The sequence below is a fragment of the Candidatus Woesearchaeota archaeon genome (assembly GCA_026394965.1).
Lineage (GTDB): Archaea > Nanobdellota > Nanobdellia > Woesearchaeales > 0-14-0-80-44-23 > JAPLZQ01.
In genome coordinates this window covers 1-10,639 of sequence record JAPLZQ010000079.1, presented here as the reverse complement: position 1 = coordinate 10,639, position 10,639 = coordinate 1, and the positions used below count along the sequence as shown (strand labels likewise).

Here is a 10,639-nt window from a genome sequence, read left to right as displayed (position 1 = left end):
GGTCGAGAAATACGCATTTCTCAACGTCATCGGCGTGATTGTCTGGATCCTTCTCTGTGTGTCAGCAAAAAAATGAGTGATGAAGGAAAAAAGAGGGATAAGAGTAAGGAAGAGATAGTTTCCTTTCTTGTGAACTGGCTGATTCCATACATAAAAAATAAGGACATAATGCAGAAAAGCATTTTGGAAATTAAAAACTCGAAAGACACAATATATGTGAAATATTCCAACAGGAAAGCATTCTTCATTGCAATTCCAATAGCAGAAAAGTTTTCAGATGCGATTGAAAGGGCAAAATCAGAGAATCCTGCAATTGCCTCGGGAAATGCAGAACTGACAATTTCGGTGTTTAACACAAAAGGCAATCTTGACTCTTTGATTTCTGAATGGAAAGAGCTTTCAAAAATGAGGAACCTCAAGATTCTCTTCATAAACCCTGAGTCTGAGCTTGACACAAAATGGATAATATGCCCGCATGTCCACAGCCTTATCTGCGATGAAAAGTCAGTGGGCAGGGGATTAAAAAGCATGTTTGAAATGGTTGATTCCCTCACAGAAAGCCAGATTGAAAAGATGTCTGGCAAAAAATAATAAAGAATAAAAAATTAAATCTGAATTAAAAGTTTTTTAGAGGACATCTGAGGTTACAAACTCAGCTCCGTAAACGCCCTTGCCGTTCTTGTTTATAGGAATAATCCCTGTCACACAGCCGATAACTGCAGGCGCCCATCCGGTGAGCTTTCCAAAAGAGTCATATTCATTGAATGTTGCCCCCTTGTAAAATGCGCTTATGTCATTTGACTGCAATCTTCCTACAACTGTGAAGAAAGGCATGTGAAGGTGCCCTGAAATGTTTATATCAGAATCATCCCTCATGACAATTGCCCTGTCCACAAGCCTCATTGGGATATTCTGCTCAGGCTTTGCGCTTCCTGCCTTGTGGGTTGTGGAAAACTTATATGTGTTTTCCCCGAGCTTCGTCTCAAAAACCATGTATCCGCTCAGCTCTTCTTCTATGAACTTCATCTTTTTGTACATTTCGGCTATGCTCTTGTCATACGGAAGAAGCCCTTCTTTAACAAGCTGCATATACCCGTCAGTGAGGACTTTTATCCCTACTGTTTGCAGCCCTGTTTCAGTTATCCCAAATTCACCAACAGTGTGATTTATATGAGTTCCCTCGTTAAGGATAACTCCGATGTCATACTTTGAATTAACAAGGGTGTCTATTACAAGCGGATTTATGAGCTTGTTATACCTCTCAAGCTGGTTCATAATCCTTGGCTCATTAACCCTCTCCAGCTCATTCATCATCATTGCTCTTATATCATCCATGCTCTTTCCCGCTGCAATTGCCTCCTTCAGTTTCTCGTCAAATTCCTCGGGAATGCTTCTCTTTGTCTCAACTGACATTGTCTTATAGTTCCTGCCCTGGAGGGATTCGTTAACAAGGAAGAGCAGGGGAGAGGAAAGATTCTCTTTTTTCCTTTCCTCAATCTCCTTACGCATAATCTCAACTGCGCTCTTCAGCTTGTCGTACTTTACTTCTCCTTTCCCAATGTGCAAGTCAGAGAAAATATTCAGACTCTCATACTGCATGTCCTCAATATTGACTTCTTTTCTTCCAACTTTTGAGAGGTGCTCCATGGAGTAGAAGGTAACAAAATATCTTCCCTTTTCATTCTTCCCAAGAATTGAGATTCCAGAAGGAACAAGCTTCTTTGCAAACCTCTTTGAGGGAGCAAGCCTGCTCTGCAAACCCTGGAAAAGCTCTGGATTGTAATTCCCGTCCATTATGTCCTTCATCCTTTCCTGGTCTTCCATAACCATTCCTGAAACCATAAGGGAATACTTGTCATTCGTGTGGTGTCTGTAGACATGCGCAACTGCTTCTGCATTGTGCCCGCCTTCAAGTATGAAATCAGGCATCGGCATTTTTCCAATATAAAGCTTGTTAAGGTAATCAAGAAGCCTGTTTGTGCTGCTCTTCAACGGCGTTCTTGAGCTCATGTTGAATGTGTGCGCATAAAGGAAGGAATAGCCATTTATTGCCACAGAAACCTTTCCTGTCCCAATCTCAATCCCTCTGTTCATGGATTTAAGTGTGTTCACATACTTGTTGAAGATTTCCTCTTTTATTGCATTGTAATCAATGCTTTCGCTGTTTGGAATTCTTGACTTGTTCTCAAATGCATCGTTTAAATGGCGCTGGTATGCTGCCTTCCTGCCCTTCAGCTGCCTTATCAGCACAGAATCATCCGGCTTCTTCAGCTCCTTAAGCGTATTCTCGCATTCGACAATTCCGCGCTTATATCTGTTTATTAACTGTGCAATTGCCTTTTGCCTGTCATGCAGAGTCCTTCTTGTAAGGCGCCTTATGTTATCCTCGTCTGCGTCTGAAAGCATCATATAAATCTGCCCAAAACCCTTTGATGCTGCCTTGAGCTCATGGATGAATTCAGATGCAAGCTTGAATGGCTGCTCCATAAATGTTTCAATCGGTTCTGACTCAAGTATTCCAGTATCATAAATTTCGGGAAATCTTATGAATGAAATCAGCCCGTCCACAAATATTGCATCGGGCTTCTCGCTCTTGACATATTCAATTATTCCCTTTCTCGCTTCTTTTGCCTGCTTGGATGTTCCGAGAACGCTGTCCAGTGGGAACTCGCTGATTACCATTGCCTTAACTTCCTTTTGGGGAATCTTATTTTTGCCTGCTTCATTTTCCAGTATTGATTCAAGCCCTGACTGGGCTTTTTCCGGCATAGAAAGTGCCCTGTTTTTATTGGGTGTTAGCATCTTTTTTACCTCTGTTTTCATTCAAAGAAATCAGCGAGAAATGAGCAGGATTTGAGAAGGAAAATATAAAAGAAGCAAATTTTCCTAAAATCATATCAATCAAACCCACCTTTTTTTTCCTTGAAATTAAGTATATTAAAAGGAAAATAGACTTTATAAATTTTTATGCTCTTGAAAACAGAGTAATTGAATTCATATTTTAAAGAATAACTTTAGACACTACACGGTAAAAAACATTGGCTTAATCGCAAGCTTTTTAAAGAAATCCTCTTCCCAATAAGCCCATGTCAAACGAAAAAATGAGAATGCCCTCAAGCGGCGGCGGAATAGTAAGATATTCTGACGAATACAAGAGCAAGTTTGAGATAAAGCCGGGGCATGTTGTTGTGCTGATAATTGCAGTAATGGTAATAGAAATAATTCTGCACACGCTTGGATACGGCTGGTTTGGAATCGTAAAGCCATAAGAGGTGCTGTTCTTGTTTCCCAAGATAAACCAAAGGCAGCTTCAGAATGCAATGCACCAGATGGGAATATCCCAGACTGAGATTGAGGCTGAGGAAGTGATAATTAAGTGCAGGGACAGGAATATTGTGATAAGCGAACCAAGCGTCCTTAAAGTAAAAATGTCGGGAGATGAAAACTTCCAGATTTCAGGAAAAATCAGGGAAGAAAAAATATCCTCTGAGCCCGAAATAACTGAAGAGGACATAAAAACAGTTATGGAAAAGGCAAATGCCTCAAGGGAAGATGCAGAAGGGGCAATAAAGAAATCAGGGGGGGACCTTGCTGAAGCCATACTCTCCCTTTCCAAATCATAAAAATCCGCTCTTAATCGCGAATTTTTAGGATGCAACAAACACGAAAGTGTTTGTGCACACAAAATCTATGATTTTGTTGTGCAAGAAAACCTCGAGGTTTTCTTTGCACAAGAAATGTTTTACATTTCTTTGTGCCAAAAACGGCGCGGTATCTCCAAACTAAAGTAATGAATTTTAGCGCCGTTTTTCAGCATAAAACTCATTCTTGAATACCAAATTATTTAAAGAAAAAAAGAAAACCAGTTTCTATATGCTTGAGCACATACCTGATTCAGAAAATCTTGAATTCAAGAAGAATTTCATTGAAAGATACAGCAAACTGACTGATTTTTCAGAATTCAGGAAATACTCGCTCTCTTTTCTCCGAAAATCAATAAGAGTGAACACCATAAAGGCATCTGTTGCACAAATAAGAGAATCCCTTGGAAAGAGATGGAAATTAACAGATGTTCCCTGGTGCCCAGAAGGATTCTGGGTGGAGAGCGAGAGAAGGGACATTGGAAACACACTTGAGCACGCAATGGGTTACATCTATGTCCAAGAGGCTGCATCAATGATTCCACCAATTGTGCTTGAGCCCAAGCCAGGGGAAATTGTGCTTGACATGTGCGCTGCACCTGGCTCAAAGAGCACGCAGATTGCGCAGTACATGCAAAACTCAGGGCTCCTGATTTCAAATGACAATTCATACATAAGGATAAAGGCGCTTGCAATGAACCTTCAACGATGCGGCGTTACAAATACAGTAATAAACAACAGCGAGGCAAAATACTTCAGCTACCTTCCTGAATTCTTTGACAGAATCCTGCTGGATGCGCCATGCTCTGGAACAGGAACAATAGCGAAATCGCTTGACACAATAAGGATGTGGAACCCGTCTGCAATAACCCGGCTTTCCCACATACAAAAAAACCTCATAGACAGCGCATTCATCGCATTAAAGCCAGGCGGAACCCTTGTTTACTCCACATGCACCCTTGAACCAGAGGAAGATGAGGGCGTTATTGACTTCCTCTTAGGAAAATATGATAATGCAGAATTGTGCGAGATATCCCTAAACATAAAAAGGAGCCCTGCTGTGCTTGAATTTGAGGGAAGGAAATACAATCCGGAAGTCAAAAAGTGCTTAAGGATATGGCCTCAGGACAACCATACGGCGGGGTTCTTTGTCGCAAAAATCAGGAAGAAGGAATCCTAAAAATCCGTTGAGAGCGGATTTTTAGGATACAACAAACGCAAAAAAATCGCCCAAACGATTTTTTGCGCAAGACTCGTCTTTGCGCTTTGCGTTTGTGTACACAAAATCCTGGGTTTTGTTGTACAAAAAACGGCGCCATATATCTCATAATTAAAGTACCAAAAATTCGCCAAGCGAATTTTGGAACAAGAAATTCCTTTGGAATTTCTTTGTATTGAGTTTTAGCGCCGTTTTTTAGCATAAATTTATTGATTATTTTAAATTACCTTGTTGTTTTTTAGAAAACTTTATAATCTTATATTAAATAACTATTCTTTAGTGATTAAAATGCATGGTCTTGAAAAGATTGTTCTGACGGGAAGCATTTCAGTCTGCCTTCTTTTCTCCCCCTCTTTTGCTCTTAAAGAGAGTGCAGAACAAAAAATTCCAGATGAATCATTGCAGCAGATAGTTATTTCTTCTCCTTCTGAAAGCCCCTCTGTTCCGTCAGGCGCCCTTGAAGAGGTTGTCAAAAGCGCAGACTCTCCTGCAGTTCAAAACGTGGTGCTTTCCCAAACAGCAGTTGTTATCACAGCAAAACCGTATGTTCCGAAAATATACACCCATTCAGACACAACTAAAAAGGAAATTGCAATCACAATAGATGACATCTATGACACAAAACTCCTCAGAAAAGCCCTTGACCTTGCTGACAAGTACGGAGTAAAGTTTACCTTGTTCCCCATAGGAAAGACAATACAAAGCAACCCTGAAATCTACAAGGAAGCATTGAAAGAGGGGCATGAGATTGAGCTTCATTCTTACACTCACGCCTGGGCGACAAACAAGGAAGTCCAGGGCACAGCAGATAAGATTTACGCCAATTATGCAAACGGCATTAAAGCCCTACGTGATTATGTTGATTCAAAAATCGTGTTTCATTTCGCAAGGCCTCCCGGGGGCGCAGGCTATTTTGGATATATCAATACGAAGCTCGGACTTTACACACCTCTCTCTCAGGCAATTGGAAGGCTGAAGAATTATAATTTCAGCACGCCTGTTGATGCAGTATTGTGGAACGGCGATTCAATGTTTGTCAATGGCAAGCTGACTGACAGCGCCTATGTTTACAGCTATTTTAAGAAATGGCTTTCTCCAGGAGACATTTTCCTTTACCACACAAGGGAAGCTGATTTTGCTGTGATGGAAAGCATAATAAAATATGCAAAAGAAAACGGCTATAAAATGGTGACGCTTGCAGAGCTGCTTGGAAAATAATTTTTTAGCAAACTTTATATAACACTTTCTTAATAGCATATCTCATGGAAGAGGTGGTAAGGCAGGATGTTCTCTCTGTGCTGGACGGCGCAGAGAAGCTCGTTGTTGAGGAGAACAGCTTAAGCTTAAAAGAGCTGAGCAACCACACAATACACAACGCGAGCATTTTCCAGGATGACGACTCAATAATAGCCGCAGTTCTCATATATTCCCTGTCAAAAATCATGGAAAGGGCGCATGAAAGCCAGATAAAAAAGAAGATTGCAACAATGATTTCTGCTGCGAGAAACAACCTTATGCTTGGGAGAATACAGGAATACAGGGACATAATGAAGGACATTATGAACCTGATTTCAGAGATTGACAGCAAGATAAAGATATATATTGAGGAGGTAATCTCGCAGGCGAAGATAAAGAAGGGAAGCAGGATTTACGAGCACGGGATATCTGCTGCAAGGGCTGCTGAGATACTTGGCATCTCGCAGTGGGAGCTGATGGGCTACATCGGAAACACTGTCTCATCTGAAAACATCTCAACAGGAAGGGCTAAAAAAAGGCTCCTTTTCGCAAGGGAACTGTTCAAGTGAAAAAATAACATGAAAAGCCTAATCTTTGACGCAAGCGCTGTGATAAGCATCACAATGAACAACCTGCTGTGGATGCTTTCTGAGCTGAAAAAGCATTTTGAGGGGGAATTCTGCATATGCAGAGAGGTTAAAAGCGAGATTGTGGACAATCCATTGAACACAAAAAGATTCGAGTTTGACGCGCTTCAGGTTCTTCAGAGCATAAATTCAGGAATTCTAAGCGTAAGGGAAATGGAAGATGCCAAAAGGCTATCGTTTCAGCTTCTTGACCTTGCGAACCACTCCTTCCGGGCAAAGGGCTCGTGGATAAATATTGTGCACAAGGGCGAAATAGAATCGCTTGCAACATGCATTCTCATGAAGTCAGATGCTTTTGTTGTTGATGAACGAACAACAAGGCTTCTCATTGAAAGCCCGAGGGCGCTAAAAGACCTTCTTCAGAGCAAGCTTCATTCAAGGATTGACTTAAACCGGCAGAACCTGCACAAGTTCGCTGAGCTTTCCCGGGGAGTGAAAGTAATAAGGTCTGTTGAGCTTGCAACAATTGCGTTTGAAAAAGGGATACTTGACCAGTATCTGCTGCCAAACGGAAAGGAAGACCCGAAAAGAGTGCTTCTTGATGCAGTGCTTTGGTCTCTTAAACTCAAGGGGTGCGCAATCCCAAAAAGCGAAATAAATGAGATAGTTGAAATGGAAATTCCCTTAAAATAGGGAAAATCCACCTGAAAAACAAAATATTTAAATAAAAAGATAAAGCGTTAAAATACAAGTGGTGATATATGGTCAATCTGCTAAATTTTTTGAACAGGTTCTTTAGAAATATTTTCAAAAAGAAGAAGCATCTGAAGATAGGAATATACGGCCCCCCAAACGGAGGAAAAACCACCCTTGCCAACAGGATATGCCAGGACTGGCTTGGAGAAGACCTTGGAAAGGTCTCAAGCATTGCCCACGAAACAAGGGAGATCCAGATAAAGGAGCAGGTTACAATAAAGTCAGGAAGCAAGGAATTATCCTTCAACCTTGTGGACACTCCGGGAATTGCAACAAAGATTGACTATGAGGACTTCATGAAAGCGGGGATGAGCGAGAAGGATTCAAAGGAGAGGGCAAAGGAAGCAACAAAGGGGGTTATAGACTCGATAAAGTGGCTGGACAACATGGATGTTGTAATAGTAGTCCTTGACGGAACAAAAGACCCATACTCCCAGGTAAATATCACAATTATAGGCAACCTTGAGGCAAGGAAAATACCTGTTCTCATTGTTGCAAACAAGGTTGACCTGAAAAAGGCAGACATAAAGAAAGTGCAGGGGGCATTCCCGCAATACAAGATTGTAGGGATATCTGCAAAATTCGGCGACAACATTGAGGAGTTCTACAAGGCGCTCTTCGAAATAGCAAACAGGTGAATTGAGGTCAAAAGAAAATGATAACGCTCCAATTTGTACCATACTCTGAGATAGAGCATCTATCCTCTGTGGGAAAGATAAGAAAACTCCTGAAAATTGCAAGGGAAAACAAGATTGTGGTTCTTGAAGGAAGGCTCAGGAAAGAAGAAGAAGCAGAAATGATAAAGACAACAATGGAAGAAATAGATGACGAATTCAGGGGGATAGAAATGGCTGTAATATCCTCTGAAAAGAAGGATGAGGATATCTTTGGAAAGATAAGAACTGAGCTTTTCAGCCTGCTTCTTGGAAACAGGCAGGGCTTCACAATAATAGGCCCTGCATCAGTTGTCAAGGAGATAAAGAAAGACCCGAACAAGATTCAGCTTTTGGCGCAGGACTCCAAAAAAAAGAGGAAATGAAAGAAAAGGATAAAAAATGCCACACCAGTGCGTAAGATGCGGAAAGATTTATGATGACGGTGCCCAGGAAATCCTAAAGGGGTGCGGCTGCGGAGCGCGGCTTTTTTTCTACATAAAAAAGGAAAAGCTTGAGGCGCTTAAGAGCGCAACAATAAACCTGACTCCAGAGGAAAAGGTTGAGATTGAGAAGGATGTAATTGAGATGATCGGGGCAGAAGAGGCTGAAAAGCAGCCTGTTGTGCTTGACTTTGAGTCAATAAGGGTGTCAAAGCCCGGAAAATACGAGCTTGACCTTGTCAAGATATTCAAGGAAGAGCCGATTGTCTACAAGATTGAAGAAGGAAAGTATGTGATTGATGTTGCATCAGCATTCCAGATGCATCCTAAAAGGAAGAGATAGAAAATATAGAAAAAGCCAAATTCTAAATATTAAAAAAAACTTTTGTTATTAAATCATTTCATTAGTTTTCTTGCAAGCTCAACAATCTTCTTTCCGTCAGCCTTTCCCCGAAGCTTATCCATAACATGCCCAACAACAGCATTCTCTTTTAATTCAGATTCCTTTCCTGCCGCTGATTTCAGGGAGGATATTATTGAAAGTATCTCCTTTTCAAGAGCTGAATCATCCATGCTTTCAAATTTCTTCAGCGCAGAATTTAGATTTTCCCCTTTTGCAACAAGGGCAAAAACCTCTGAAACCGCCTGCTTTGATATTTTCCCCTTTTCAAGCTCATCGAGAACAGAAAGTATCACGTCCTCGCCTATTTTTGATGAGTCAAGCCCGAGCCTGCTCTCTATGTCCTTTGGGAAGAGAAAGATTGCTGAGGCTATGAAAGAGGGCTCAATTTCTTTGAAATGTGAAACTGCCTTTTCAAAAAATTCGCGCTTATTTGACCTTGAAACAATTCCGGCCATCTGCTCTGAAAGCCCGAGCCCCACATAGTCAGATGCGCGCTCTGTTATGAGCCGGGGGACTTCAATTCCCTCAATTACCGACTGAATTACGGGAATGTCTGTTTCAGGATACATCCTGCTTGAGCCGGGCATCGGGCGCAAAAATGAGCTTGTGCCGTCCTCATTTGCCTTTCTCACTTCAGGAACAACTCCTGAAAGGGAAAGCCTTGCCCTTTTTACAGCTGCCTGAACTGCATTCCTGGAATTTTCCCTTCCTGATGCGATTATTGCAAAGCCGTCATTTCCCGAGCATTTCAATTCTGAGATTATGATTTTAATTTCTTCATCTGTGATTCCATATCCCGGAAGCTCATCACAGTGGATTATTCCTGAAACCCCGAATTTCTTTGCATACTCTGAAATCTCAGTTCCGAGGCGCCTTCCCTTCTGGATTTCCCTGCCTAAAAGCCCCTTCAGCCCTGAAAGCCTTATTCCAATTATTAATCCGGAATTATCAATTGCAGCCCTCAGAACCTTTGACTTCGTGCCTGAAAGGGCATTTGTCAAGTCCTTTTCTTCGTGCTCTATCTTTTTTATCCCACGATTTTCAAGCTCCCTTCTTATCTCAACAAGATTTTTCTGCCTGATAACCTCATTCTCAACTATTCTTGAGAGCATCCTTAAGTCCTGGGCGCCCTTGATTTCAACCCTTTCCCCTTCCCTTATTGAGACATTGACATCCTGCCTTATTGTCCCAAGCCCCCTCTTAATTCTGCCTGTGCTTCTTAGAATCATTCCTAATGTTTCTGCGCATTCCTTTACAAGTTCAGGGCTGTTAAGTTCAGCGCCTGTTGCAATCTCAACAAGCGGGATTCCGAGCCTTGAAAGGTTGTAAACGTCCTGCCCGTCTTTTCTTTCAACAATCTTTGCAGCCTCTTCCTCAAGGCACAGGGTTGGAATGCTGATTTTCCTGCCTTTCAATTCCACAAAGCCGTTGACTGCAATCAGCGCTGTCCTCTGGAATCCGCTTGTGTTGCTTCCATCCACGACAGTTTTTCTCATGAACTGAATCCTGTCTATGAACTGCGCCTTCAGCATAAGCCCTATTTGAAGTGCTGTCCTTAATGCATCCTCATTGACAGGATGAGGTGGCTCCTCATCAAGCTCAACAAGGCAGTTTGCATCCCTGTAAAAATGGTAAAGAAATTCCTTGTCTCTCCTGCTCTCATACTCTGCTGCAGAATCCACCTTTCCTGATTCACCTGCA

At 41.7% G+C, this 10,639-nt stretch carries 12 protein-coding genes; 10 read left to right on the top strand and 2 right to left on the bottom strand.

Annotated elements, in window-relative coordinates; genetic code table 11:
- Positions 1–72: 72 nt before the first annotated feature.
- Positions 73–591: a hypothetical protein gene (locus NTV63_03405; protein MCX6709969.1), complete on the top strand. Its 519-nt coding sequence runs from the start codon at positions 73–75 to the stop codon at positions 589–591.
- 36 nt (positions 592–627) lie between these two features.
- Here NTV63_03405 and NTV63_03400 read toward each other — a convergent pair whose 3' ends face one another.
- A complete protein-coding gene (locus tag NTV63_03400) occupies positions 628–2,802 on the bottom strand; it encodes a hypothetical protein (protein ID MCX6709968.1) in 2,175 nt (724 codons plus the stop codon).
- Between the two features lie 284 nt (positions 2,803–3,086).
- Here NTV63_03400 and NTV63_03395 point away from each other — a divergent pair, with 284 nt between their 5' ends.
- From NTV63_03395 to NTV63_03355, 9 genes are all read left to right on the top strand, one after another.
- The gene (locus tag NTV63_03395) at positions 3,087–3,269 is read left to right on the top strand and encodes a preprotein translocase subunit Sec61beta (protein ID MCX6709967.1); all 183 of its coding nucleotides are present in this window, start codon (positions 3,087–3,089) and stop codon (positions 3,267–3,269) included.
- A 12-nt stretch (positions 3,270–3,281) separates the two neighbouring features.
- Positions 3,282–3,623 (top strand): nascent polypeptide-associated complex protein, encoded by a 342-nt coding sequence (locus NTV63_03390; protein ID MCX6709966.1) that lies wholly within the window; start codon positions 3,282–3,284, stop codon positions 3,621–3,623.
- Between the two features lie 250 nt (positions 3,624–3,873).
- Positions 3,874–4,821 carry an NOL1/NOP2/sun family putative RNA methylase gene (locus NTV63_03385; GenBank protein MCX6709965.1) on the top strand — a complete coding sequence of 316 codons (948 nt, stop codon included), beginning with the start codon at positions 3,874–3,876 and terminating at the stop codon, positions 4,819–4,821.
- A 327-nt stretch (positions 4,822–5,148) separates the two neighbouring features.
- A complete protein-coding gene (locus NTV63_03380) occupies positions 5,149–6,078 on the top strand; it encodes a polysaccharide deacetylase family protein (protein MCX6709964.1) in 930 nt (309 codons plus the stop codon).
- Positions 6,079–6,122: 44 nt separating this feature from the next.
- On the top strand, positions 6,123–6,665 hold the full coding sequence (locus NTV63_03375) for a hypothetical protein (GenBank protein MCX6709963.1): 543 nt from the start codon (positions 6,123–6,125) through the stop codon (positions 6,663–6,665).
- A 9-nt stretch (positions 6,666–6,674) separates the two neighbouring features.
- The gene (locus NTV63_03370) at positions 6,675–7,376 is read left to right on the top strand and encodes a hypothetical protein (protein ID MCX6709962.1); all 702 of its coding nucleotides are present in this window, start codon (positions 6,675–6,677) and stop codon (positions 7,374–7,376) included.
- Between the two features lie 68 nt (positions 7,377–7,444).
- Entirely contained in the window at positions 7,445–8,077 is a 633-nt protein-coding gene (locus tag NTV63_03365) for an Era-like GTP-binding protein (GenBank protein ID MCX6709961.1), read from the top strand.
- A 17-nt stretch (positions 8,078–8,094) separates the two neighbouring features.
- Complete coding sequence (locus tag NTV63_03360) at positions 8,095–8,478, top strand: DUF2073 domain-containing protein (protein ID MCX6709960.1); 384 nt, start codon at positions 8,095–8,097, stop codon at positions 8,476–8,478.
- A gap of 16 nt (positions 8,479–8,494) precedes the next feature.
- Entirely contained in the window at positions 8,495–8,878 is a 384-nt protein-coding gene (locus NTV63_03355) for a Zn-ribbon containing protein (protein ID MCX6709959.1), read from the top strand.
- Positions 8,879–8,931: 53 nt separating this feature from the next.
- On the opposite strand, the gene gatE is transcribed toward NTV63_03355, so the two are convergent.
- The coding region (gatE, locus tag NTV63_03350) for a Glu-tRNA(Gln) amidotransferase subunit GatE (protein ID MCX6709958.1) at positions 8,932–10,639 on the bottom strand (1,708 nt) is incomplete at its 5' end.

What these genes read in the sequence shown, in the direction of transcription:
- NTV63_03405 (MCX6709969.1), top strand. Translation starts at nt 73, where the DNA reads ATGAGTGATGAAGGAAAAAAGAGGGATAAGAGTAAGGAAGAGATAGTT.
- NTV63_03400 (MCX6709968.1), bottom strand. Translation starts at nt 2,802, where the DNA reads ATGCTAACACCCAATAAAAACAGGGCACTTTCTATGCCGGAAAAAGCC.
- NTV63_03395 (MCX6709967.1), top strand. Translation starts at nt 3,087, where the DNA reads ATGTCAAACGAAAAAATGAGAATGCCCTCAAGCGGCGGCGGAATAGTA.
- NTV63_03385 (MCX6709965.1), top strand. Translation starts at nt 3,874, where the DNA reads ATGCTTGAGCACATACCTGATTCAGAAAATCTTGAATTCAAGAAGAAT.
- NTV63_03380 (MCX6709964.1), top strand. Translation starts at nt 5,149, where the DNA reads ATGCATGGTCTTGAAAAGATTGTTCTGACGGGAAGCATTTCAGTCTGC.
- NTV63_03375 (MCX6709963.1), top strand. Translation starts at nt 6,123, where the DNA reads ATGGAAGAGGTGGTAAGGCAGGATGTTCTCTCTGTGCTGGACGGCGCA.
- NTV63_03370 (MCX6709962.1), top strand. Translation starts at nt 6,675, where the DNA reads ATGAAAAGCCTAATCTTTGACGCAAGCGCTGTGATAAGCATCACAATG.
- NTV63_03365 (MCX6709961.1), top strand. Translation starts at nt 7,445, where the DNA reads ATGGTCAATCTGCTAAATTTTTTGAACAGGTTCTTTAGAAATATTTTC.
- NTV63_03360 (MCX6709960.1), top strand. Translation starts at nt 8,095, where the DNA reads ATGATAACGCTCCAATTTGTACCATACTCTGAGATAGAGCATCTATCC.
- NTV63_03355 (MCX6709959.1), top strand. Translation starts at nt 8,495, where the DNA reads ATGCCACACCAGTGCGTAAGATGCGGAAAGATTTATGATGACGGTGCC.